26 protein-coding genes are annotated in these 23,148 nt (G+C 50.2%); 2 read left to right on the top strand and 24 right to left on the bottom strand.

The window, feature by feature from the left end:
• Window positions 1–6: 6 nt before the first annotated feature.
• Window positions 7–675: a heme exporter protein CcmB gene (gene ccmB, locus HLG76_RS06975; RefSeq protein WP_077460320.1), complete on the bottom strand. Its 669-nt coding sequence runs from the start codon at window positions 673–675 to the stop codon at window positions 7–9.
• The gene (gene ccmA, locus HLG76_RS06970; protein WP_077576587.1) at window positions 672–1,289 is read right to left on the bottom strand and encodes a cytochrome c biogenesis heme-transporting ATPase CcmA; all 618 of its coding nucleotides are present in this window, start codon (window positions 1,287–1,289) and stop codon (window positions 672–674) included. Before ccmA ends, ccmB begins: the two co-directional genes overlap by 4 nt.
• Window positions 1,290–1,410: 121 nt before the next feature.
• Between ccmA and HLG76_RS06965 the strand changes: the two genes are divergently transcribed.
• On the top strand, window positions 1,411–2,214 hold the full coding sequence (locus HLG76_RS06965; protein WP_175993349.1) for a hypothetical protein: 804 nt from the start codon (window positions 1,411–1,413) through the stop codon (window positions 2,212–2,214).
• Complete coding sequence (locus HLG76_RS06960; protein WP_242414125.1) at window positions 2,214–2,567, top strand: EscU/YscU/HrcU family type III secretion system export apparatus switch protein; 354 nt, start codon at window positions 2,214–2,216, stop codon at window positions 2,565–2,567. Before HLG76_RS06965 ends, HLG76_RS06960 begins: the two co-directional genes overlap by 1 nt.
• Before the next feature lie 3 nt (window positions 2,568–2,570).
• Here the strand turns inward: HLG76_RS06960 and HLG76_RS06955 are convergent, their stop codons facing one another.
• The 22 genes from HLG76_RS06955 to fliJ form a co-directional block, all read right to left on the bottom strand.
• Window positions 2,571–3,005, bottom strand: coding sequence for a DUF2802 domain-containing protein (locus HLG76_RS06955; RefSeq protein ID WP_021023082.1), 435 nt, complete (start codon window positions 3,003–3,005; stop codon window positions 2,571–2,573).
• The gene (locus tag HLG76_RS06950; RefSeq protein WP_021023081.1) at window positions 3,005–3,493 is read right to left on the bottom strand and encodes a chemotaxis protein CheW; all 489 of its coding nucleotides are present in this window, start codon (window positions 3,491–3,493) and stop codon (window positions 3,005–3,007) included. The genes HLG76_RS06955 and HLG76_RS06950 overlap by 1 nt, the downstream gene beginning before the upstream one ends.
• A 34-nt stretch (window positions 3,494–3,527) precedes the next feature.
• Entirely contained in the window at window positions 3,528–4,661 is a 1,134-nt protein-coding gene (locus tag HLG76_RS06945; RefSeq protein ID WP_175993348.1) for a chemotaxis protein CheW, read from the bottom strand.
• Window positions 4,648–5,430 carry a ParA family protein gene (locus tag HLG76_RS06940; protein WP_077460316.1) on the bottom strand — a complete coding sequence of 261 codons (783 nt, stop codon included), beginning with the start codon at window positions 5,428–5,430 and terminating at the stop codon, window positions 4,648–4,650. The genes HLG76_RS06945 and HLG76_RS06940 overlap by 14 nt, the downstream gene beginning before the upstream one ends.
• Before the next feature lie 10 nt (window positions 5,431–5,440).
• Window positions 5,441–6,577 (bottom strand): chemotaxis response regulator protein-glutamate methylesterase, encoded by a 1,137-nt coding sequence (locus HLG76_RS06935; RefSeq protein WP_021023078.1) that lies wholly within the window; start codon window positions 6,575–6,577, stop codon window positions 5,441–5,443.
• Between the two features lie 18 nt (window positions 6,578–6,595).
• On the bottom strand, window positions 6,596–8,818 hold the full coding sequence (locus HLG76_RS06930; RefSeq protein ID WP_175993347.1) for a chemotaxis protein CheA: 2,223 nt from the start codon (window positions 8,816–8,818) through the stop codon (window positions 6,596–6,598).
• A gap of 9 nt (window positions 8,819–8,827) precedes the next feature.
• Window positions 8,828–9,562 carry a protein phosphatase CheZ gene (locus tag HLG76_RS06925; protein ID WP_021023076.1) on the bottom strand — a complete coding sequence of 245 codons (735 nt, stop codon included), beginning with the start codon at window positions 9,560–9,562 and terminating at the stop codon, window positions 8,828–8,830.
• A 31-nt stretch (window positions 9,563–9,593) separates the two neighbouring features.
• Window positions 9,594–9,962: a chemotaxis response regulator CheY gene (cheY, locus tag HLG76_RS06920; protein ID WP_037353866.1), complete on the bottom strand. Its 369-nt coding sequence runs from the start codon at window positions 9,960–9,962 to the stop codon at window positions 9,594–9,596.
• A 51-nt stretch (window positions 9,963–10,013) separates the two neighbouring features.
• Complete coding sequence (locus tag HLG76_RS06915) at window positions 10,014–10,739, bottom strand: RNA polymerase sigma factor FliA (protein WP_021023074.1); 726 nt, start codon at window positions 10,737–10,739, stop codon at window positions 10,014–10,016.
• Entirely contained in the window at window positions 10,732–11,619 is an 888-nt protein-coding gene (locus HLG76_RS06910; protein ID WP_021023073.1) for a MinD/ParA family protein, read from the bottom strand. The genes HLG76_RS06915 and HLG76_RS06910 overlap by 8 nt, the downstream gene beginning before the upstream one ends.
• Window positions 11,612–13,120, bottom strand: a complete 1,509-nt coding sequence (gene flhF, locus HLG76_RS06905; RefSeq protein ID WP_175993346.1) for a flagellar biosynthesis protein FlhF — start codon at window positions 13,118–13,120, stop codon at window positions 11,612–11,614. Before flhF ends, HLG76_RS06910 begins: the two co-directional genes overlap by 8 nt.
• Before the next feature lie 54 nt (window positions 13,121–13,174).
• Window positions 13,175–15,280: a flagellar biosynthesis protein FlhA gene (flhA, locus tag HLG76_RS06900; RefSeq protein WP_077669119.1), complete on the bottom strand. Its 2,106-nt coding sequence runs from the start codon at window positions 15,278–15,280 to the stop codon at window positions 13,175–13,177.
• A gap of 194 nt (window positions 15,281–15,474) precedes the next feature.
• Window positions 15,475–16,611: a flagellar biosynthesis protein FlhB gene (flhB, locus tag HLG76_RS06895; RefSeq protein ID WP_175993345.1), complete on the bottom strand. Its 1,137-nt coding sequence runs from the start codon at window positions 16,609–16,611 to the stop codon at window positions 15,475–15,477.
• Complete coding sequence (gene fliR / locus HLG76_RS06890) at window positions 16,611–17,399, bottom strand: flagellar biosynthetic protein FliR (protein WP_077576582.1); 789 nt, start codon at window positions 17,397–17,399, stop codon at window positions 16,611–16,613. Before fliR ends, flhB begins: the two co-directional genes overlap by 1 nt.
• Before the next feature lie 11 nt (window positions 17,400–17,410).
• Entirely contained in the window at window positions 17,411–17,680 is a 270-nt protein-coding gene (gene fliQ / locus HLG76_RS06885) for a flagellar biosynthesis protein FliQ (protein ID WP_021023068.1), read from the bottom strand.
• Window positions 17,681–17,691: 11 nt separating this feature from the next.
• Window positions 17,692–18,531, bottom strand: coding sequence for a flagellar type III secretion system pore protein FliP (gene fliP / locus HLG76_RS06880; protein ID WP_077460311.1), 840 nt, complete (start codon window positions 18,529–18,531; stop codon window positions 17,692–17,694).
• Window positions 18,528–18,914 (bottom strand): flagellar biosynthetic protein FliO, encoded by a 387-nt coding sequence (gene fliO / locus HLG76_RS06875; protein WP_158011516.1) that lies wholly within the window; start codon window positions 18,912–18,914, stop codon window positions 18,528–18,530. The genes fliP and fliO overlap by 4 nt, the downstream gene beginning before the upstream one ends.
• Before the next feature lie 7 nt (window positions 18,915–18,921).
• The gene (gene fliN, locus HLG76_RS06870; RefSeq protein ID WP_021023065.1) at window positions 18,922–19,320 is read right to left on the bottom strand and encodes a flagellar motor switch protein FliN; all 399 of its coding nucleotides are present in this window, start codon (window positions 19,318–19,320) and stop codon (window positions 18,922–18,924) included.
• A 29-nt stretch (window positions 19,321–19,349) separates the two neighbouring features.
• Window positions 19,350–20,420 carry a flagellar motor switch protein FliM gene (gene fliM / locus HLG76_RS06865; RefSeq protein WP_077460309.1) on the bottom strand — a complete coding sequence of 357 codons (1,071 nt, stop codon included), beginning with the start codon at window positions 20,418–20,420 and terminating at the stop codon, window positions 19,350–19,352.
• 8 nt (window positions 20,421–20,428) lie between these two features.
• Window positions 20,429–20,923 carry a flagellar basal body-associated protein FliL gene (gene fliL, locus HLG76_RS06860; RefSeq protein WP_175993344.1) on the bottom strand — a complete coding sequence of 165 codons (495 nt, stop codon included), beginning with the start codon at window positions 20,921–20,923 and terminating at the stop codon, window positions 20,429–20,431.
• A gap of 116 nt (window positions 20,924–21,039) precedes the next feature.
• The gene (locus tag HLG76_RS06855) at window positions 21,040–22,599 is read right to left on the bottom strand and encodes a flagellar hook-length control protein FliK (RefSeq protein ID WP_175993343.1); all 1,560 of its coding nucleotides are present in this window, start codon (window positions 22,597–22,599) and stop codon (window positions 21,040–21,042) included.
• Between the two features lie 96 nt (window positions 22,600–22,695).
• A complete protein-coding gene (gene fliJ / locus HLG76_RS06850) occupies window positions 22,696–23,145 on the bottom strand; it encodes a flagellar export protein FliJ (RefSeq protein ID WP_021023061.1) in 450 nt (149 codons plus the stop codon).
• Window positions 23,146–23,148 lie beyond the last annotated feature (3 nt).

Raw genomic sequence — 23,148 nt, 5'->3', positions numbered from 1 at the left:
TAATAATTAATTCACGCTCACACGCAACGCGGCGGCGATAGCAAATGGCGCCAAGGTGACCGATCCCACCAACATGGCGCCAAGAATAGCCAGTTGCCCACTGATGTCTGCCCCTAATGCGGCCATATCAATCGCTGAGGTCGCAAAAATCAGTACAGGGATATAAAGAGGGAGGATCAATAGGCTCAACAAGACGCCGCCTTTACGTAATCCAACGGTTAGCGCCACGCCAATAGCGCCAACAAAACTCAGCGTTGGGGTCCCCAATAACAAGGTTAAGACCACCGCTTGGTAGCTAGTGCTATCTAATGACAGCAACAGCGCCAGTACCGGGCTCACAAGCAGCAAAGGCAACCCTGTTAACAACCAGTGTGCAATCACTTTGGCGATCACCAACACAGGTAAAGGGACAGGCATCAGCATCATCTGCTCTAATGAGCCGTCCAGATAATCGTCGCGAAAAAGCCGCTCTAAGGATAATAATGCAGAGAGCAAGGCCGCGACCCATATCACACCAGGAGCAATTTTCTGCAGTAATTGCGGGCCAGGCCCTACCCCTAATGGAAATAAGGTAATCACGATAATGAAAAACCATAATGGATTGAGACTGTCAGCAGGCTGACGGAAGGCCACTTTTAGCTCTCGGCGAATGGTCAACCACATGGCTTGGATCATTGGGCCCCCAAACGAATACGACGCAGCAAAGGATGGTCGACAAACATATCTTGATGCGTGGTGAACAATACAATGCCACCTTGGTTGACATGCCGCTCGAACACAGCTTCAAGCACCTTCACGCCCTGTTTATCAATCGCAGTTAACGGTTCATCGAGAATCCACAATCGACGGTCGGTAAGCCACAAACGGGCCAATGCTACGCGTCGATTTTGACCCGCTGATAGTTGTCCAGCGGGAATATCTTCGCGCCCAGCCAGGCCGACTTTAGCCAAGGCTTGCCAAATCGCATCACTGTCATAGCGGCCATGCATTTGCATCGCATGAGAGAGATTCTCAAAGGCGGTTAGTTCGCGTTTCACTCCGGGGGTATGCCCTAAAAAGAGAAGATTACGATAAAACACGTCGCGCTGTTGGGTAATCGTCTGCTGCTGCCAACAGACCTCTCCGCTATCCGCTAAGCCTAGACCCGCGATAATACGTAATAGCGTGGTTTTGCCTGCCCCGTTTGGTCCCTCAACTTGAACAAGATCACCCGGAGACAGAGAGAATGTCAGCGCATCAAACAACACTCGATCATCACGAACACAGCACAGCTGTTTCACTTCCAACATGACAAATGTTGCATCCTGCTTTGTGTTACAAAAGTGGACGCATAGTATCACAATGGTCAAAATGACTGTTAGTTACCATAGGGTTGCAAAGTGTGACTCGCGTAAATAATTGTGAGAAACCATGAAGATTGGGCCAACGAATCCACAACAATGGGTGGAAAAACCAGCAGCGCTTGCAAGACCAATGACACGTCAGATAGACAGTCGTGCACTGACGCAGGCGCAATTTACGTTGCTAACCGGTCAGTCCCAGGCCTCCCTCTCCGGAGTGCTGGCTCAGTTACACCTATTGCCCGCGCTGACCGCCACTATCCAGCAACAGCCTGCCGCGACACAAACGCTGATGCAATCGTTACTGTCATTGTGGACGTTACCGAGTCGCTCACACGACCTGAACCCGGATAAAATCGCCGAATGGCTGTCACAACGCCCCGCAGATAAATTAATGGCGACGTTACTGCGCCAATGGCTGACACCACAATCTGAAGGCGACGGTATGAAGGGCGTATTGCGATTAATGGCCGAACAGCGGGTCGCTGAATCGGCTCGCCCGGGAGAGTGGCAATGGGTGCTGCCCTTTTCCGACCCCCAGCAACCCCCTATTCGGGTAAACGCGCGTCGATGCGGGGCTCAAGATTCATCGGAGTCGGCACCAAACCTAAGCTGGCAAATTCGACTTTATCTTCCCGTTGGCCGCCAATTTATTCGTGCGGATGTCGACGTCTCAGATGTCGAGAATAAAATAACGCTAACCGCCCCGACACACGCACTCCAGCAGCGAATTTATCAAACGATTGATTGGCTTAATGACCGACTCGCTCAGCAAGCCATTGCGATGGAGATCAATGTCAGTGATAGAGTAGAAGCTGTCACACCGAATACAGCCGAAGTGCCACCAGGGGCCGGCATTTCAGTGAGGGTATAATGATGAAAAGTGAGAAAGGTGACAAAGATAAGAAAGATGACAAAGATAAGAAAGGTGACAAAGGTGAGAAACGAGCTATCGCGCTTGGATATGATGGTTATAACGCGCCGACGGTTCAAGCCAAAGCGTCTAACCAACTCGCGCATGAACTCATTGAAGCACTTAATGAACAAGGCTGCCTAATTCACGAAGATGCTCACCTGCTCGCGTGGTTAGAAAAGCTTGAAAAGGGGGATGAAATCCCGCCGATTCTTTACCAAGTGATAGCAGAGTTGATTGCTTATGCGTGGGTGTTGGAAGGAAAAACCCCACCAGGCTGGCACGAGCATAAGCCAATCAATACGCAGGTATAAAGACTAGCGTTGCTGATTGGCCGCTTGACGCTTACGTAAACTCAGTAAAAGCTCAGCCTCGGCTTTAGGGAGATCACATTCTTGCATCAGTTCATCCACATCGGCACCGAGGTCGACCATTTTGCTCGCACGGCTGTATAAGCGGCTACCTGAATCGTGCATCTCCAGCTCGACGTGTTTTTCCAATAGATCGTCGACATTGGCAGATAAATCCGCCAACTTTTTACCCATACCCATACTACCGGCACGCAATTCATTAAACTGCTTAGCAAGACTGTCATGGCGTTGACGCGCACTTTTTAGCACGGTTTCCATCGCCTGCAACTTGTTCTCTAATCGCTCCCGAGCGCGCTTTTCCGCGCCCAAGCGCCACAGAGTGACGATGGCAAACACCACCGTCACCACAACCGGCAACCAAGTAAGCAGCAGCTCAACCATTACAGCATGGCCATTTCATTCCACTCTTCATCGGTCAATAACTTGTTGAGATCGACCAAGATAAGTAGTTCACCATTACGGTTACTTACGCCTTGAATAAACTTGGCGCTTTCTTCTGTACCGACGCTCGGCGTGGTATCAATTTCTGATGTTTTCAGATATACCACTTCGGCCACGCTGTCGACCATAATGCCAATGACTTGGGTTTCTGCTTCGATAACAATCACACGCGTATTGTCTGTAACCTCGGCAGAGGCTAAACCAAAGCGAGAGCGTGTGTCGATCACTGTCACGACGTTACCACGCAGATTAATGATACCCAATACATAGTCAGGGGCGCCAGGGACCGGTGCAATTTCGGTATACCGTAAAACCTCACGCACCTGCATTACGTTGATGCCGTAGGTCTCTTCTTCAAGCTGAAAAGTAACCCACTGCAATACTTCGTCATTGACGCCTTCTTTTTGAATTTCAGCTACCTGAGACATTGATTTTCCTCTTTACGCGCTGTGTAACTAGTTATTACGCCATCGCTTTGGCGTCAATCCCCTGATTTAACATAGCAATAAATGCTGGGACATGGATCAAAGCACACATTTTCTCTTTTACCATGCCCGCTAGCCAAGGCCTTTTTCCGGCTTGTTTTCGCCAGCGAATGGCTTTTCCACTGAGAGCTTGTGTGCCTAGGAGTTGATCACACGCCAACCCCCACTTACTGTCCCCCAGTATCACAATATAATTATAGTCGTCCCTGTGCTGATTATCTGCCAGTTTTTCTGGCATCACCCAACGAGCAGTATCAACGACATCAAGCTGTTGCTGCTTCTCTGTCTGCAATCCTAGATACCAATCTGGTCGTCCGATCAAACGATTACAGTCTCCGAGTTGATGAATACCACCTAATTCTGCAAGTGGCACGGCATAGGTAACGCCCATACTCTCAAAAAATAATACCTGAAACTCCGCTTCAGTTTCAGCATTTTCCCACTGTGTGGGAGGAATCTCTTCACCGGCTTGTGTGTCAACCTCGACGTCAACGTCCGCCTGTTGTGCTTGCTCCGTCCTGAACGCCTCATCAACACGCACTTCTTCTTGGTCGGACGTAGATACCGTTGCTTCGGACTCGATGGAGACACCTTCGTCGGTCTCGATCTCGGTCTCGGTCTCTACCTCAGGCACAGACTCGTCTACCGTAATCGCGTCTTTTTCTTCTAGGCCCCAATCAGCCATGGTGTAAGTGTCTACCACTGACTCAGACGCTTCTTCAACCAAGGGTTCTGTTGTTTCAGTCGCAGTGTCTTGGGCGCATTCAGTCTCTGTTTGCGTTGAGGTTTCCGCTTGCGCGTCGACTTCAGCTTCTTCATCAATTCTAAGCTGAGCTAACAAACGCTCAACTTCTGCCAGATCGCGCTCTGGCTCGGCATAAGCAACCGGATCGGGCTTCAACGGTGCAGCACTAGGTTGTGGCTTGGGCTGCAAGCGTGGCTGTGTCGGATCATTATCCTCGATCAATGAGGCAGACGACACCCGCGTCACGCCCAAATCGGGTGTGACGGATTGGGAATCGCTTTCCGAGCTGTCACCTAAGTCATCCAGTAGGGCTTCAAAATAGTCATCGAGCGCCTGACCACTGGAGAGGGTGTTATGCTTGTTCATCCTGTTCCAGTCGCTCCAAATAGGTTAATAGCGTTTTGTAAGCAAAGACACCGCGGCAGTTTTTGGCATAGAAAGACGCTGGCATATGTTTGAGGCTCGCATCTCGAAACTTGGTATCAATAGGAACGGCTGACGCCCACACTTGATCACTGTAGCGAATCTTTAACTCTTGCAATGTTTCTAACGAGGCGCGTGTTCGCTTGTCGTACATGGTAGGAATGATGGTGAGATTAAAGTTGGAGCTACGAGATTTTTGCATGATCTGTAACGTCCGCATCATTCGCTCCAGCCCTTTCATGGCCAAAAATTCAGTTTGTACAGGAATTAAAATTCGATGACTCGCCGCTAACGCATTAACCATCATCACACCTAGTATGGGCGGGCAATCAATTAATACATAGTCGTAGTCATCCGAGAGTGCGCTCAACGCCTTCTTTAATACCAGCCCCATGCCACCACGGTTACCCATGACACGATCCAACGTTGCCAGTGACATATGAGCGGGGATCAAATCTATGTTTTCATACTGGGTCTTTAAAATAATCGGTTTGACCGTGTCTTTATTCACGGTCTGTAATTGGAATAAATCAAACAAACTTGCCGGAAGCTGCTCCGAATCAAAATTCAAATACGTCGATAGTGAGGCGTGCGGGTCGGTGTCCACCAGCAGGACACGTTTCTTACGCTCGCTAATCAATCCTGCTAATGTCACTGTGGTGGTTGTCTTACCAACACCGCCCTTTTGGTTGGCGATACTCCAGACTATCAAGCCCCACTCCTTATTTTAAATTCAGCTCAACCAGTATGCGCTCGGCAATCCGGTCAAGTGGCAAGTCTTCCGATGAGATGCCCGCTTTGGCGACCGCTTGCGGCATGCCATAAACAACACAACTGTCTTCATCTTGCGCCCAGATCGTCGATCCCGCATTTTTGAGCATGCGTGCACCTTCTCGACCGTCCGCTCCCATGCCTGTTAGCACCATAGATAGGACTTTATCGCCATAGATTTTTGCCGCCGAGCCAAATGTCACATCCACACAGGGTTTGTAATTCATCCGCTCGCCGCCATCGAGAATTTTTAAACGTGCAGCACCCGGCCGACCATCTACCATCATTTGCATGCCACCAGGCGCAAGATAAGCATGACCCGGTTTGAGCATATCGCCATCTTTTGCCTCGGCCACGGTTACCTTACTCAGACCATTTAAACGCTGAGCAAATGCGGCGGTAAATGTCGCTGGCATATGCTGAATTAAGATAATGGGCAGTGGAAAGTTCGCTGGCAGTTTAGTCAGTACCTTTTGTAGCGCAACCGGTCCCCCCGTTGAGGTACCAATTGCCATTAATTGATAGCGCTTACCCGAAGCGGCAAATTTTGCCGGCGCTTTTGCTGAAGACGCCGTACCCGCGGTGGGTCTAGACACCGGACGTGCAGGCGCTCGCACCCCCCCCGTCGGTGGTACGGTTTGCTCAGAGCCGGAAGCAGGTGACGGACGTGTAGCGCGACGCATGACCGGGCGCTTACGCGCGATCTCAAGCACGCGCTGCTGGAGTAAGTTCGTTGCCTCATCTCGATTACGCGCGATATCCTCAAACTTTTTGGGAAGAAAATCGAGTGCACCCGCTTCGAGTGCATCTAACGTCGCTTTTGCGCCATCGTGTGTTAGCGATGAGAACATCAAGATAGGTGTTGGCGTTTGCGCCATGATTTGGCGCACCGCTGAAATCCCGTCTAACACCGGCATTTCGACATCCATAGTGATCACGTCTGGCTTAAGTTGCGCGGTTTTTTCAACCGCTTCTTTGCCATTCACCGCACTATCAATCACCTCCATTCTTGGATCAGCGTTGATTATTTCACTCACGCGGCGACGGAAGAAACTTGAATCATCTACCACCAATACTTTTACTGCCATGGGCGTCCTTTTCTCTCATTAACCTGCGTAATGTTTCAACAGGTTGGGCACATCCAGAATCAGGGCGATATGACCATCACTGGTGATGGTTGCACCCGCCATACCCGGTGTACCTTGCAGCAATTCATCAAGCGGTTTAATCACCACTTCCTCTTGCCCAAATAGGGTATCTACAACAAAGGCAATACGTTGGTGAGCAATTTGTACAATCACCACATGCCCTTTGGTTTTATCAATCTCCGTTGCACGTTTACATAGCCAATCTTGCAAGAAGAAAATCGGGATCGCTTTATCTCGAACAATAAGCGTGAGCTGACCATCAACCGTGTTAGTTCGGGACATATCTAAACTGATGATCTCACTCACGTTGGACAGTGGGAAAGCAAACGGGTTGTCTCCCACGCCAACCATAAGGGTTGGAAGAATCGCAAGGGTGAGCGGTACCTTGATTTCCAGCACTGTGCCTCGGCCCAGCTCAGAGTCGATATTGATCGAGCCATTCAGCTTAGTGATGCCCGTTTTAACTACATCCATCCCAACCCCACGGCCGGAAATGTCGGACACTTCTGTTTTGGTCGAAAAGCCTGGGGCAAAAATAAGATTATATGCCTCACTGTTGCTCAAGCGAGCGGCGGCTTCAGCATCCATCACCCCACGGTTAACCGCGATGCTTTTCAGCTTTTCTGCATCCATACCGCCACCATCATCGGCGATGGTCAGCAAGATATGATCCCCTTCCTGGGAGGCTTTTAAGGTAATGGTACCCACACGTGGTTTGCCTGCTTTTTCACGCTCATCAGGCATTTCAATGCCATGGTCAACCGAGTTACGCACCAAGTGGACCATAGGATCCGCCAAGGCTTCGACAAGGTTTTTGTCGAGATCGGTCTCTTCGCCCTGCATTTCCAAGACAATTTCTTTTTTCAAGCTGCGAGAAAGATCGCGGACAACACGAGGGAAACGACCAAAGACCTTTTTGATCGGTTGCATCCGCGTTTTCATCACCGCGCCTTGCAGGTCCGCCGTGACCACATCCAAGTTGGTAACCGCTTTGGCCATGCTCTCATCATTGCTGCTTTGACCCAGGCTGACGAGTCGATTGCGCACTAACACAAGCTCGCCGACCATATTCATAATGCCGTCGAGCGTGGAGGTATTCACCCGAACGGTCTGCTCTTGCTGTGGTGCTGCAGGCGGTTTTTTCTCAGGTGCTTTCTCTACAGCGGCAGGCGCTTTTGCTCCTGCCCCCGCACTTTTAGGTGCTGCTTCTTTGGCGGGTTCTGGCTTGCTCGCTTTTTTAGCCGGCGCAGGATCCGGTTTGGGCTCAGGCTTAGCGTCGACTTTATCTGCATCGGCTTTCGCTCTTTCAGCATCTGCCGCTGGCCCCTTACCTCTACCATGCAAATCATCTAGCAGCTTTTCGAATTCATCATCGTCAATAAAATCATCACCACCCGATGAGGCGGGTTGGCTCGGTGCTGAAGCACTGTTTTCAGCTGCATCATCGCCTGGCTGCGGTGCGGCTGGGCCTTTACCAGAGCCATGCAGATCGTCAAGTAACTTTTCGAATTCATCGTCGGTGATATCACCGCTATCCGCTTCGGTGCTTTCCACCACTTCTGGCTTAGCGGGCGATGATTCATTTGAAGATGTCGGTGCTTTGCCTTCGCCATGAAGCTGATCGAGCAATTTATCGAATTCATCTTCGGTAATTTCATCGACGGAATCACCGCTTATCGCACCTTCGTCTTGTGCCGGTGTCGCATCGTTTTGCGGCTCTGGTTCAGCAGTTGGTTCGGGTTCTGGCTCAGGTTCCGGCTCTGGCTCTGCGGGTACTTCCTCGTCTTCGCTTGCCGGTTTGGCATAACGGTGAAGCGCTTCCAATAGTGTGGGATCTGCGATAACAGGCTCTTCACGATTTTGCACGGCAGAAAATTGGTCATTAACGGTATCCAATGCCTGCAAAATGGTGTCCATCACGTCGGACGTCAATTCACGGCCACGATTCCGCAAATTATCAAAAACGTTTTCAGCACCATGGCAAGTATCAACTAAGGCATTGAGGCCAAGAAAACCTGCCCCACCTTTTACGGTATGGAACCCTCGGAAGATACTGTTCAATAAGTCTGCGTCATCAGGGGCACGCTCCAAATCGACCAGTTGCTCAGACATTTGTTCGAGGATTTCCCCCGCTTCAATCAAAAAGTCCTGAAGGATTTCTTCATCCATCTCAAAGCTCATAGCGCACCTCTAAAAACCCAAACTCGATAATAAGTCGTCAACATCATCTTGGTTGTGAACCACGTCATCACGCTCTTCGGGATGAATCACAGGACCCTCAGGGGCTGATTTACTGGTGGTATCATCTGCTTGTGTTGCCGATGCTGCTTCGATTGCAGCGCTATCCATGCCAAACGCAGTCAGTATTTCAACCAGTTGCTGTTCCACTTCCTGCACTAATTCAATAACACGTCGAATTACCTGCCCCGTTAAGTCCTGAAAATCTTGTGCCATTAATATTTCAGTAAGGTGAGCATGCAGTTCTGTTGCCCCCCCCTCAACCTGAGTCAATAGACCCTCAATGCTGTGACACAATGGCTTAAACTCATCCAAGGCAATGTCGCCCCGCATCAAGCTGTTCCAATTAGGCCGTACCGCTTGCAGATTGTCTTGCAAATCACTGGCAATCGGCATGGTACGCTCGACCGCGTCCATGGTTTTGTTTGCCGCTAATTCGGTTTTCTGCATCACATACGTAAGCCGATCGCGAGCATCAGGTATATCGACATTCGCCAAATCACTTACTCTGGGATCCAAGCGAAAGTCAGTAATAGAATCATGTAATTGGCGGGTCAACTTACCCACTTCATTAAACAGCGGGTCACGCGCTTCTTTCGCTATCTCAGTCAGAAGCGTGTTAGCGTTATCTTGCTCTCCACTCTCAAGATACGCGACCAATTGTTTCGCTTGGTCCAGGTTGATCATGACGGTTCCTTTTAACTATGCGCGTTACTGATTACATGCGCTCGAAGATCTTATCGAGCTTCTCTTTCAACGTTGCGGCAGTAAAAGGTTTTACAATGTAACCGTTCACGCCAGCTTGCGCGGCTTCTACAATCTGCTCGCGTTTCGCTTCGGCGGTGATCATCAATATAGGAAGGTGCTTAAGTTCATCGTCTTTGCGGATCTCTTTAAGCAGGTCAATCCCTTGCATGCCCGGCATATTCCAATCGGTCACGACAAAATCAATACCGCCTTTTTTAAGGATTGGCAGCGCGGTTAAGCCGTCATCTGCTTCAACGGTATTGTTGAAACCCAAGTCACGAAGAAGATTCTTTACGATACGGCGCATTGTTGAAAAATCATCAACAACGAGAATTTTCATGTTTTTATCCAAGGTTGCCTCCGGTGAGGTCTCGTTTTATTGTCGAAACAGTTACTCACTATGCCAAGCGGTTAGCTTGGCTCTCAAACGTTGCGTAGCCTGACTTTGAATCTGACAGACCCGGGATTCGCTGACCCCTATCACAGCGCCTATCTCTTTAAGGTTTAATTCCTCATCATAATAGAGAGATAGAACCAGTGCCTCTCTTTCAGGAAGACTTTTGATCGCGCCCGCTAATGCGGCCTTGAAACTATCTTCCGCAACGCCCTGAAAGGGAGTGTTGTCGTTACGGTGACTCTCCGTTGTGAATGCATCTTCAGAGACACCCAGATCATCCATACCGATTAAACGCCCACAGCTTACGTCGTTAAGCGCCTGATGGTATTGATCCAAACTCATATCGAGCTTTTCTGCCACCTCCACATCAGTTGGGTCTCGCCCTAAGGTTTTCTCTAACGATGCAATGCCATCACTGATCGTTCGACTCGCCTTGTGGACAGACCGTGGAACCCAATCACCGCGGCGCATATCATCCAGCATAGCACCGCGAATACGAATACCAGCATAAGTTTCAAAACTTGCGCCCTTTGACGGGTCATAATTTTGCTGCGCCTCAAGAAGACCCACCATGCCAGCTTGGATTAAATCTTCTACTTGAACGCTCGGTGGTAAGCGCCCCATCAAATGATGCGCGATGCGCTTAACCAAACTCGAATAACGCTCAAGTACCGCTTGGCGATCTACCCCTACGCGGCTATACGTGAGCGCTTTATTCACGAACTAACTCTCCTGCGTCATCATTTTTGATCAGCAATCGCTCAACGAAAAACTCCAGATGGCCTCCCGGATTACGTGGTACCGGCCATGTCAGCGCTTTATTTGCGAGCGCATTCATGGCTAATGATGCGGGGGAGCGAGGAAATGCGTCAATGACAACTTTTTGTTTTCTCACGGCTTGCCTCACCCTTTCGTCCACGGGAATACATGCTACTAATTCTAGATTAGCATTGAGAAAACGTTCAGTGACTCGCGTTAATTTTGTGAACAAGTCTCGCCCTTCACGGTAGCTTCTGACCATATTTGCGACAACTTTGAAGCGCGTCACCCCGTGTTCTCGGCTTAATAGTTTAATCAACGCATACGCATCAGTAATCGACGTGGGCTCATCACAGACCACAATGACGACATCTTGTGCCGCGCGCGAGAAGCTCAATACCATATCAGAAATACCCGCCGCCGTATCCACTAAGAGTACATCAACCTCTTCTTCGAGTGTACCAAAAGCACGAATTAAACCAGCATGTTGGGCGGGTGTCAGCTCTGTCATGCCTTGAAGGCCAGACGAAGCGGGGACGATTTTCATACCATGCGGCCCTTCCAGAATAATATCTTTGAGGTCACAGGCACCTTGGAGAACATGCGATAGGTTTTTACCCGCCCGCAATCCAAGTAATACGTCTACATTGGCGAGGCCAAGGTCGGCGTCAAGCACCATCACTTTTTTGCCCTGACGAGCCATGGACGCGGCCATCCCTAACGTAACGTTAGTTTTTCCTACGCCACCTTTCCCCCCGGTTACGGTAATAACCTTGGTACGTGACGGATTGGTTAAACGGCGAAGGCCGCTTGCTTGATCTTGCATGGTTGTCTCAATCATAAAAGTCCGCCCCATTCGACTCTGGGACATCGCTGCTCCAGAAGTGATTGTGCTGATCCGTGCCTGACTCCAACATTTCACTGGCTTTTACCACCAGAAATTGTCCCGTGGCTTGGCGGATATCTTCCGGCACACGTTGCCCATCGGCCAAGTAGGCCACAGGCAAGGCATTTTCGATGGTGACACACAATAATTCACCGAGGCTGAGCGACTCATCTAGCTTGGTCAGTACACATCCCGATAAAGGGATACGGCGAAAGTGTTCGATGGTTTCTTGCAATACGCGGCGCTGCGATGTCGCAGGCAACACCAGCAAGCTACGGATATGTGAGCCACTGTTTTGCATCAGGGTATCCAGTTGCTCCGACAACCGAAGATCACGCTGTCCCATTCCAGCGGTATCTAGCAATATCAAGCGTCTATGACGCAGTTGATAGAGGATATCGGCAAGCTCATCCGCATCTTTAGCGACTTTAACGGGACAGCCAAGGATTCGCCCATACGTGGCGAGTTGCTCATGGGCACCGATACGGAAGGTGTCCGTGGTGACTAAGGCAATATCCTCAGGGCCAAATTCCATCGCGGCGCGCGCGGCTAACTTGGCAATGGTGGTCGTTTTCCCCACCCCTGTAGGGCCAAGCAAGGCAATCACGCCCCCGGTTTCTAGCATGTTCTCATCAACCGTAATCACTTGATCAGCCACCAAATCTAACAGCGCTTGCCACGCCTCATTCGGCGGCGTTTCTTCTGGGATATAACACGCCAGTTGATCGGCCAGTTCAGAGGATAGCCCCATCCGCTCTAAGCGTTTGATTAGCATCGCTCTTAATGGCTCTCGACGTTCCACCTCTTGCCACATCAACCCCGATAACTGGTGTTCAAGTAAGCTTCGAATCGAGGCCATTTCTTGACGCATGGCATCAATTTCTTTATCCGAGGCTTGCGATTGCCGTCCTTCAAACCGGGACGGATCGAGCTGCGGTTTAGCGGGCGATGAACGGGGCGCTGGTGATGCATCTTGCCAACCTGAGCGACCATTGCTCTTTAACTGGCGACGAGGCTCATAGCCACGACCCAGTGCCGACTGACGCGCGTCAGTTGGAGGTTGGGGGCGCGAACCGTGACCTGATTGCTTTTGCTGACGCTGTAGCAAGGCAGTGAGCGAGTCAGCTTCGGTTTCGGGTTCAGTTGGCTGTGATTGTTCCCGATACTCATCAAGCATCGCAGAAAAGCGAGGCGGTCGCTTGCTTTGCCCATTTTGACGCGCGTGGCTTTGCTGACGCTGGCGCAATTGAACTTGATCATCAGCCAATTGCCGATGTGCCTGTGAATAGGCGTTTGCCGACTGCTGCTGCGCCTTAGGAGCAGGCTTATCCGGCATCGGCTCAGTGTCTGCATCCACAGCCGCGACAATCTCTACGCCACCTGTCACTTTTTTGTTAGACATGATAACGGCATCCGCGCCCAGCTCTTCTTTCACTTGGCTCAGCGCAGCTCTCATATCTTTTGCAAAAAACGTTTTATTTTCAAAGCACGGCCCTACTCATAAACGAGGTTAATTGTTGCCAACCGCATTAACGATACGAATTTGTTTTTCGTCCGGTACTTCCTGGTAAGACAACACACGTAACGTCGGAATCGTATTCTTGACAAATTTTGCGAGCGTGGCTCTCAACACACCCGATGTCAGCAATACCGCAGGCTCACCTTGTAGTTCTTGCTGCTGAGTTGCTTCAGCCAGTGAAGACTGTAACCGCTCAGCAAGACCAGGTTCTATGCCTGTTGACTCCCCACCGGACGCCTGCATTGTTTTATGCAACATCTGTTCCAGTTCAGGAACAAGGGTGATAACCGGTAGCTCAGGCGCGCTGCCATTGATTTCTTGGACAATCAAGCGACGCAGAGCAATCCGCACTGCTGCCGTTAGGATGTCGGGATCTTGACTCTTTCCTGTGTACTCCGCCATGGTCTGCACAATGGTGCGGATATCACGGATAGGAATCGCTTCACTGAGCAAGTTCTGGAGCACTTTGACTAACACGCTCAGTGGGATCTGATCGGGAATAAGCCCTTCCACCAAACGAGGAACTTGTTTACCCAGCATATCTATCAAGTTCTGCGCTTCTTCATGGCCGAGTAGTCGCTCGGCATTATTGGTGAGCATTTGGCTCAGGTGTGTCGCCAGTACCGTTGCTGAATCAACCACTGTGTAGCCTAAGGCTTGCGCGTGCTCGCGCTGGCTCGGCTCTATCCAGACAGCCTCTAAGCCAAACGCCGGGTCTTGAGTCGGTTCACCGTCAATGGGTCCGAACACTTGGCCTGGATTAATTGCTAATTCATGTTGGGGGTGTACCTCTGCTTCACCGACCGCGACGCCCATTAACGTAATGCGGTAGTTATGCGGTGGTAACTCTAGGTTATCGCGAATGTGTACGGGCGGGATTAAAAAGCCAAAGTCTTGCGAGAGTTTTTTACGCACCCCTTTCACTCGATCTAACAATTCGCCCCCTTGGTCTCGGTCGACCATAGCGATGAGCCGATAGCCCACTTCGAGGCCAATGACATCAACCGGTTGAACATCATCCCAGGACAGTTCTTTTGGTGCCGGAGGGGTTGCATCAGGGACATCAGACTGCTCTGGCGCTTGTTGTGCTTTTTGATACTGCTGGTATTTCCAATATGCCAGTCCACCACAAGCCAACGCCAAAAATAGAAAAGGCAGGTGTGGCATACCAGGCACCACGCCCATGATCGTCAGAATACCGGTGGCAATCATGAGGGCACGTGGATTATCAAACAGCTGGAACACCACCTGCTGCCCCATATCCTCATCGGTATTTTGACGCGTCACCATAATGGCGGCACCAATGGATAACAGCAATGAAGGGATTTGCGCGACAAGACCGTCACCAATGGTGAGCAAGGTATACACTTCTATCGCGTCTGAAAATCCTAAATCATGTTGGCCCATACCGATAGACAGCCCACCAACAATGTTGATGAAAAGAATCAAGATCCCGGCAATCGCATCGCCTTTAACAAACTTGGACGCACCATCCATCGAGCCATAGAAGTCAGCCTCTTGCGTCACTTCTTGGCGACGAGCACGCGCTTGCTCTTGATCGATTAACCCTGCGTTCAAGTCGGCATCAATGGCCATTTGCTTACCGGGCAACGCATCCAAGGTAAAACGCGCCGTGACCTCGGAAATCCGGCCTGCACCTTTGGTGACAACCATAAAGTTAATGATCATCAAAATCAGGAAGACGACCAGACCGACAGCGTAGTTGCCACCAATCACGACTGACCCAAATGCACCAATGACCTGACCGGCTGCATCGGGGCCTTCGTGACCATAAAGCAAAACCACCCGGGTAGAGGCAACGTTAAGTGCTAGTCTCATCAAGGTTGCAATTAACAACACCGCGGGGAAGGCAGCAAATTCAAGAGGACGACGGGTATAAATGGTGACCAGCAATACAATCAACGACAAGGCAATGTTGAAAGAAAACATTAAGTCGAGCAGCATCGGCGGTACAGGCAGCACCACCATTGCTAAGGTGGCCAATACCAGTACCGGTGCGCCGATCGCTGGCATCGCACCCAGACGGTGGTAAGGCACCTTGTCAGAAAATGGCAATCGCCACTTGGCTTTTAACATGTCAGGCGTTCAAGTCCATGATTGGTGAACGTGGGCCAGTTGCCACGCGGAAATAAAACGAGAGTGCAAGGCAAGCAATTTTTACGCCAGAAAAAGCGGATAATGTGTCAGCTTTTTGGCGCGTCTACCAGCCAAAAAACACCGACAAGCAACCCGATAGCGGGACTTCGTTCACGCGTACGATGACACCATGGTTAATCGTGTTTCAAATCGGTAGGGATGGGTAAGTAGGTATCATCTGGGCGCGTGGGCCGCCGGCCTCGGCCTTTTTTGTATTGCTTGAGCTGGAAGACATACGCTAACACCTGAGCAACGGCAGTAAACAAACCGTCTGGGATCTGCTGCTCTAGCTCGGTACTGAAATACAGCGCGCGTGCCAGCGGTGGTGCAGGTACAATAGCAACATCATATTCTGCTGCAATTTCACGAATCTTCAGTGCGGTAAAATCAGAGCCTTTAGCTATCACAACCGGTGCACTGTCCATGTCGCTGTTGTAGCGTAACGCCACCGAATAGTGCTCAGGGTTAGTGACCACAACATCAGCTTGAGGCACATCGGCCATCATCCGGCGTTGCGCCATTTCCCGTTGCAGCATGCGAATACGCCCTTTAACTTCAGGGCTACCTTCGGTCTCTTTGTGTTCGTCTTTGACCTCTTGTTTAGTCATTTTCAGCTGCTCATTGTGTTGCCAAATTTGGAATGGCACATCAATCACCACCACCACCAGCAGTGAACAACAGACCAACAACACAAAGTCCAACAAAATATTTAACGCGTGAAAAAGATTGCTGGGAAAGGTGTCGATCGTCAGCTCAAAAAACTCTTCTAAGTTGATATAGACCAAATAGGTCGCAACGCCGGCGACGAGCAAGACTTTCAACACTGACTTCAACAGCTCGACGAGCCCTTGGGTACCAAACATACGCTTGAAGCCAGAAATCGGGCTCATTTTTGATAATTTGGGCCGCGCGGCTTCCCAAGAGAAGCTGACACCTCCCAAACCTGCTGCGCCGACGAGGCCGGAGATAAATAACACCACAAGGATCAAGCCTAGAGGCAGAATTAGATGCAGTAGCTCACCAACGATCACCAGCATCAGCTCTGAGCTATCGAAGATTTCAGCACGCGAAAGTGAAAACAAGCGCGTCATCAGCGCCATTAACGCTTCGCCCAACGCTTGCCCAAACCACATTAAACTGACGGCACCCACCACCAGAACAGCCACTGACGCTAATTCTCTTGAGCGCGGTACTTGGCCCTTTTCCCGCGCCTGCTCCTGCCTTCGGGGTGTGGCGTCTTCTGTTCTTTCCTGACCGTCACTTTCTGCCATTAGTTAAACTCGCAATTCAGCCGGATAAGGGAGCAAATTTGATTGAGCCCGGTTTGCCAATGGTTGTTGTAGTGCGTCAACATACCGGACAGTAAGTACCAACTGATCAACAACCCCATCAACAATGCAAATGCAAAGCCAAGTGAGAAAATATTAAGTTGTGGCGCCGCTCGGGTCATCACACCAAAAGACAAATTGACCACCAACAAAGCAATGACACCCGCCAGCGACATACTCAATGCGACCTCGAACATGATCCCAAACCATGCTGCGAGGCTGCGATAATCTGCGGCCCCTATCATCTCGCCAATGGGGAGCGTCTCAAAGCTCATTACCACTAGGTTAAGCATTTTCAAGTGGCCATCGGTGGAAAGAAATAACATAACGGCCAAGAAGAGATAAAACTGACCCAATAGTGGCGTGTTTTGACCGTTGGCTGGATCCACCATTGACGCAAAACCCAAACTTGATTGCATCCCCAAGATCTGGCCGAGGATGACGAAGGTTTGGGTAATGAACTGAGTGACTAGCCCCATCGCAACGCCAATCACGACTTGCTGCGCGAGCACCATAAATCCGGCAAATGACACTAACTCGATGTCCTCTGGCACCGCAGGAAGTGCAGGCATGACCGCAAAGGTAATCGCAAGAGAAAGGTATAAACGGATCCGGGTAGGCACGAAACGGGCACCAAAAAACGTCATCGCCATCATCATCGATGAGATGCGTGTAAACGGCCAAAAGTAGTTAGCCATCCAAGATAAAATCACCGAGGCCGGATATTCCATATGCCTTTCCGTCAGTACAGAATGGTTGGGATGTGATCAATCAAACGATAAAAATATTCCATCAACATCCGTGTCATCCAATGACCAAAAAACATCAGCGCAATAAACGTCGCAATTAAACGGGGAAGAAAACTGAGTGTCTGCTCGTTGATCGAGGTTGCCGCTTGGAATACAGCGACGATCAAACCGACTAACAAACCCGGCACGACAATCGCAGACACTAACAGTAGTACCAGGTAAAGCGCATCCTGGAACAGTTCAACAAACGCTTCCGGGGCCATTGCTGCCTCCTTTAGCCAAAACTGGCGGCGAGGGTAGAAAGGATCAAATTCCACCCATCAACCAACACGAAGAGCATTAATTTAAACGGTAATGACACTATCATGGGCGACAACATCATCATACCCATCGCCATCAATACCGACGCTACCACCAAGTCAATCACCAAAAACGGTAAGAACAGCATGAATCCAATTTGGAACGCGGTTTTCAGTTCTGATGTCACAAATGCGGGGATCAGTACGGTCATTGGCACCTGCTCTGGCTCGTCAACTTGAGCGCCCGACATATTGACAAAGGTTTCCAAATCTTTGACACGGGTTTGCCTAAGCATAAACTCTCGTAGTGGCACTTGCACCCGAGTGAAGGCCTCACGCGCTGTCATCTGCTCATTGATATACGGCTGTACCGCCTCTGTATTCATTTTATCGATCACCGGCGACATAATGAACAAGGTCAAAAACATGGCGATGCCAATAATGACTTGATTGGACGGCGTTTGCTGTAATCCCATCGCTTGGCGAAGGATCGCCATCACCACCACAATGCGGGTAAAGGACGTCATTAAAATGACGACCGCTGGCAAAAAGCCCAACGCGGTCATCAGCGCTAAAATTTGTAAGGTCACGGAGTAGTCTTCGCTACCATCCGGATTGACTCGCATGGTCACCGCAGGGATCCCGCCTCCGGTATTGCGCTGCGTTTCCAGGCGAACCGCTTCACCGCTATCATTCAGTGACTCGGTTGTGATGCTTTCCTGGGCGGGCGTGGCTTCTTGCTCGGCGAAAGCAAACGGTGTCATCAAAGTGGCCACCACCAAAACCCAGACTGCCAATAGCGTGCGTATCGTCATTTTCGATTCAATAGTTGGCTAAGCTGATTTGCAAAGCGAGAGTGAGAGTCTGGCGAAGTCGGCGCTGTTGTGGGCACCGGATTATCTAGCGCTTTTAATAGCTGCACCTGAGAAGCTGTGACACCGATGACAAGTTGCTCTCCATGTACGTCCACAACTAATATCCGCTCTTTTTGGCCAATGGCTAATTGACTGACAATTTTGATCCCATTGCTTTGCTGCGCCAAGCCAGGGAGCTTAAGCCGACGTAATAGCCACGCTAAGCCAAAGATTAATGCCAATACCAGCCCGAGAGACAACAGCATTGTCACTATGCTTACATCTGGCGCCGCTGCCCAAGCGGGCATCGGCACCAACAATATTCCCCAAACGCGTCGGTTCACGATCATCTTATCGTAACTTCTTAATTCGCTCAGTTTGACTGATGACATCGGTAAGACGAATACCAAATTTATCGTTAACCACCACCACTTCACCGTGGGCGATCAAGGTACCGTTCACCAGAACATCGAGCGATTCACCGGCGAGACGGTCGAGTTCAACCACCGAGCCTTGGTTAAGCTGGAGAAGATTCCGAATATTAATCTGAGTGTGCCCCACTTCCATCGAAATGGTCACCGGAATATCGAGAATCGCATCGAGCTTACGTTGTTCATCCGCGCCCAGTTGCTTCTCACTGTCGTCAGTGAGCTCATCCAATGGTGCCGCTTGTACGTCGTCTGATCCTTCCGAATCAGACTGCTCAGCCAGGGCAGCAGCCCAATCATCATCTACATCATTTTGATCCATGACGTCTTACCCCTGTTTACTGGTCTTATTCACTGAGTTTTACCTTGTTTATCATCAATCGGTAAATCTTCCTCGAGATCATCGAGTAGCTCAGGTTTATCCTGTAATAGCGAAATATCAGACTTCGCCATATCAGGTCGTTTTAGTTTCTCAACAATTTTCAGTGCCAGTTTATCGTTAGACTGGCCCATTTTCGCTCGATAGGTTGGCAAGTCTTCCACAAAAACCGTACACGCATCTGGCATATCAACCGGGATCACATCCCCTTTTTGTAACTCCATCAAATCGCGCAACGATAAGGTCACATCGAGTAGTTTTGCACTGAGTTCCACATTTACGTCCAAGATTTCATCACGTAGCGCTTTACTCCAGCGCACGTCGGTATCCATCTTGTCACTTTGTACCCCGGCGTCGAGGAGCTCACGGATTGGCTCCAGCATCGAATAAGGCATGACCATATGAATGTCACCGCCCCCGCCATCCAGTTCGATGTGGAATGAACTGACCACAATCACTTCCGATGGACTGACAATGTTTGCCATCGCTGGGTTGACTTCCGAATCAAGATACTCAAAGGCCACTTCCATAACAGGGGCCCACGCGTCTTTATAATCCTCAAACATCAGCTTCAGCAGCATCTGTATGACGCGTCGTTCGGTTGGGGTAAATTCGCGCCCTTCGATCCGGGCATGAAATCGGCCATCGCCACCAAAGAAGTTTTCAACCAAAATAAAGACCAGTCGGGCCTCCATGGTGATTAAGCTCGTCCCTTTTAGTGGACGAAACCGTACCATGTTTAAACTGGTCGGAACGTATAACGTGTTTTGGTACTCGCCAAACTTCATCATCTGCACGCCGTTTATCGAAACTTCGGCGGTTTTCCGCAGCATATTGAACAAGCTGATGCGCATGTGACGCGCAAAACGCTCATTGATAAGCTCGAGCGTCGGCATGCGCCCGCGCACAATTCTATCTTGCGACGAGAAGTCGAAGGAGACCGTCCCATCTTCTCCAACCTCGGGCTCATTATCGTCGTCATCGACGTCGTCAACGCCGTGAAGGAGCGCGTCAATCTCGTCTTGGCTGAGTAAGTCAGTCACGTCATCACCTATTGCATCACAAACCCAGTGAAGAGAACCCGCTCTACCACCGGCTCACCCGTTACTTTAATTAAAGCCGCGCGCACATTCTCGGCGGATTGGCGTCGGACTTCTAGCTGACCTTGAGGGGTCCGCAGTTGCTCAACTGTGGCAGCACCAAAGGTATTGAGTAACGCGTGTTCTACCAGCGGCAAATTTTCCTTCGCTAGCGCTTCTCTCTCGCTACCACGCACCAATAATTGTGCATTCACTTGCACCAGCCGTTGTTGTTCATCACCGGTCACGTTAAAGACAAACGGCTGAGGTAGAGTGACATAAATGGCCGGAAGCGTGTTATTTTCTTCCTCCAAGACAATATCGTCCTGACTTTTATCGTCACCCGATAAAAAGAAAAAAGCCCCACCGCCTACGGCCGCCAATAACACCACAGCAGCAACAATGATAATGATGATGAGCTTTTTCTTGCCCCCGCCTTGTTCCGAGGTTGCGTTGTCATTTGCCATGGCTATTCATGCTCCTCATTATTGATGCGTGTTGCTCTAGCAAAGTTCTGGATTAAACGCAGTTTTGATCCAGCGTTGTTTTGATCCAGCGTTGTTTTTATCAAGCGTCGTTTTGATCAAGCATAGTAATCGACAGCGCGATCATTGTGTGAAACGTTTAACGCGTGCCCTGCTAACATCGCGTCATCATGGTCGTCAGCGGTCTTCAACCCAAGAGACGGGTCGCCTGACGCCCCTGCCCCAGTATGATTTTGTTGTCCTGAAGCCATTTGCTGCGCGCCACTGTCTTGCTGCTGAACGGATCCTTGAGCCAACTGTAAGCCTTGTTGCTGTAGCATATCACGAAGCCGCGGCATTGCTTGTTCAACCGCGTCTCGCGCTTGCTGGTTGGCGACTGTAATGTGAACCGTCGCTTGATCGTTGTTCATTCCCAACTTAATTTGCATTCGCCCTAGCTCAGGAGGATCAAGCCGAATATCAACCTGCTTGAGGTTTTTTGACAGCATGATGTTAATACGCTCCGTCAAGGCAGCACCAGCTTCTGTGGACGTTTGTCCGAGCGGGAGGGGCGCCTGTACACTCTGCGCTGCTTGCATATCTTGTCGTGCCGTGGCGGACTGGGCCGACGACAACCCTAAACCACTGGCCAATTGTTGCGCTAAGTTTTCAGGGCGTGTGGCTCCCTCTGCTGCGCTAGAAGCACTGCCACTTGTCAATGCGCTGTCCGCTTGACCCGCTTGCTCTGCCATCGCTTTTAATGCGGCTTTGCTGAGGTCATCCGACTGGCCCATTTTTCCTGCTAATAACGACGCTGGATTGGCATTGGGGGTCGCTGCTGATTTTGCATCATGGCGCAGTTTATCGGTCAGCTCGCTACTCTTTAATAGTGTCGCGCCTTCTTTTGTGACGCCCTCTTTCAGCTGGCCTTCTTTCGCCAGCGTTTCCTTCTCTTTGCTTAGAGATGCTGGATTATCTGTCTCTTGTTGCGCTTTGGCGGTTGACCATTTTATCGCGCTTCCATCCGATTCAAGCGCGTTATCTTTGCGATGTGCAGCACTCTCAGCGTCAAGTGATTGCGTCGCTCTTACTTGACTTGCCAACGCCGCCAACTGATCCGGCGATAACTGATCGAGTACTTTTTCGGGTGACACACCCTCCGGCAAGTTTTTGGCCAGCTCAGTCAATAACGCTTGTCTGTCGATCACCCCTTCTGTGTTATCACCGTCTATCTGCACACTTTCATCGTCATCAGATTGCGTCACGTTTAGCGTCTGTGCTGATAACGCATCCGCACTGGCAGATAAGGGATCAGCGTCGGCAGTAGGCAAAGATTTGCCATTAAGCATGGCTGCCGCTTGATTCAGTCGCATCAGCAGTGCTTGGCTCTCTTCCATGGCTGTCATATCGGCAATTTCGGCCATTTCCGCTTCGCTAAACATGCCATCAGCAAGCATCGCCTCGGCATCAATTGCCTGACCATCAACCAGTAAAGTCTTGCCATCTTGGGTCAGTTTAATCGGTATGTCGCCTTGCTCACCCTTGCCATCAATGGACTGGCGCAACGCCGCTAAAAAGCCGGTATTTTTATCACCTTTTACCTCGCCTGCCGCACCTTCACTGGTCGCAAGAGGGGTTTTAGGTGAAAGATTGGAAAGCGTCAGCGTAGACTGCGTCATAAGTTTCTCGTCATTACCTTATGGTTATCCTTTAAACCGAGCCTCAATGTGCTGGCATGTCGGTAATGATAAAGCAATTATCGCGCCATTTTATTCTTAGGAAAAGGGAGAGGGACGTCGGCGTGCAATAATTGCTGCCATTTCATCCATTTGACGCTGTTCTTGATAATGAGCACGTTCTGCTTCTTCTCGCGCTCGCTTTTCGATTAACCACTCGAGAGACTGCCGGTGTTGGCGTGTTTGTTGCCATGCTTGACGGCACTGTTCTAAATGATCCTTAAACTGATGCTCAGCACCTCGTTGCTTTGCCAAGGTTTCATCAAGCTGGACGATAAATTTATTAAGGTGGCCAAACGCGCTGGCAGAGAGCCCTGACTGACCCCGGTCTGACATTTGTCGGCAATATTCCAGACGATACTGCTCAATTTGCTCGAGCTGGTGATAATAGCCATCTAATGCTTGCTGGGCTTCACTGACGCTAAGTTGCGCCTGCTTTTCATCTTCTTGGGCCTTTTCTAATAATAAATGCAGTGCATGATCAGCCATAAA

Source organism: Salinivibrio sp. EAGSL (genome assembly GCF_013366455.1).
In the GTDB taxonomy this organism is placed as follows: domain Bacteria; phylum Pseudomonadota; class Gammaproteobacteria; order Enterobacterales; family Vibrionaceae; genus Salinivibrio; species Salinivibrio costicola.
Note: the sequence above shows the minus strand (reverse complement) of the source record. Positions and strands in the feature narration are given on the sequence as shown.

Bases quoted from the DNA above. Each gene is read 5' to 3' on its own strand.
- flhB (WP_175993345.1), bottom strand. From the start codon at position 16,611: ATGGCAGAAAGTGACGGTCAGGAAAGAACAGAAGACGCCACACCCCGA.
- fliJ (WP_021023061.1), bottom strand. From the start codon at position 23,145: ATGGCTGATCATGCACTGCATTTATTATTAGAAAAGGCCCAAGAAGAT.
- cheY (WP_037353866.1), bottom strand. From the start codon at position 9,962: ATGAAAATTCTCGTTGTTGATGATTTTTCAACAATGCGCCGTATCGTA.
- HLG76_RS06965 (WP_175993349.1), top strand. From the start codon at position 1,411: ATGAAGATTGGGCCAACGAATCCACAACAATGGGTGGAAAAACCAGCA.
- HLG76_RS06930 (WP_175993347.1), bottom strand. From the start codon at position 8,818: ATGAGCTTTGAGATGGATGAAGAAATCCTTCAGGACTTTTTGATTGAA.
- ccmA (WP_077576587.1), bottom strand. From the start codon at position 1,289: ATGTTGGAAGTGAAACAGCTGTGCTGTGTTCGTGATGATCGAGTGTTG.
- HLG76_RS06855 (WP_175993343.1), bottom strand. From the start codon at position 22,599: ATGACGCAGTCTACGCTGACGCTTTCCAATCTTTCACCTAAAACCCCT.
- HLG76_RS06955 (WP_021023082.1), bottom strand. From the start codon at position 3,005: ATGGTTGAGCTGCTGCTTACTTGGTTGCCGGTTGTGGTGACGGTGGTG.
- flhA (WP_077669119.1), bottom strand. From the start codon at position 15,280: ATGTTAAAAGCCAAGTGGCGATTGCCATTTTCTGACAAGGTGCCTTAC.
- HLG76_RS06910 (WP_021023073.1), bottom strand. From the start codon at position 11,619: ATGATTGAGACAACCATGCAAGATCAAGCAAGCGGCCTTCGCCGTTTA.
- HLG76_RS06960 (WP_242414125.1), top strand. From the start codon at position 2,214: ATGATGAAAAGTGAGAAAGGTGACAAAGATAAGAAAGATGACAAAGAT.
- fliN (WP_021023065.1), bottom strand. From the start codon at position 19,320: ATGGATCAAAATGATGTAGATGATGATTGGGCTGCTGCCCTGGCTGAG.
- HLG76_RS06950 (WP_021023081.1), bottom strand. From the start codon at position 3,493: ATGTCTCAGGTAGCTGAAATTCAAAAAGAAGGCGTCAATGACGAAGTA.
- fliL (WP_175993344.1), bottom strand. From the start codon at position 20,923: ATGGCAAATGACAACGCAACCTCGGAACAAGGCGGGGGCAAGAAAAAG.
- fliR (WP_077576582.1), bottom strand. From the start codon at position 17,399: ATGGAATATCCGGCCTCGGTGATTTTATCTTGGATGGCTAACTACTTT.
- fliP (WP_077460311.1), bottom strand. From the start codon at position 18,531: ATGACGATACGCACGCTATTGGCAGTCTGGGTTTTGGTGGTGGCCACT.
- HLG76_RS06925 (WP_021023076.1), bottom strand. From the start codon at position 9,562: ATGATCAACCTGGACCAAGCGAAACAATTGGTCGCGTATCTTGAGAGT.
- flhF (WP_175993346.1), bottom strand. From the start codon at position 13,120: ATGAGAGCTGCGCTGAGCCAAGTGAAAGAAGAGCTGGGCGCGGATGCC.
- HLG76_RS06935 (WP_021023078.1), bottom strand. From the start codon at position 6,577: ATGGCAGTAAAAGTATTGGTGGTAGATGATTCAAGTTTCTTCCGTCGC.
- fliQ (WP_021023068.1), bottom strand. From the start codon at position 17,680: ATGGCCCCGGAAGCGTTTGTTGAACTGTTCCAGGATGCGCTTTACCTG.
- HLG76_RS06945 (WP_175993348.1), bottom strand. From the start codon at position 4,661: ATGAACAAGCATAACACCCTCTCCAGTGGTCAGGCGCTCGATGACTAT.
- ccmB (WP_077460320.1), bottom strand. From the start codon at position 675: ATGATCCAAGCCATGTGGTTGACCATTCGCCGAGAGCTAAAAGTGGCC.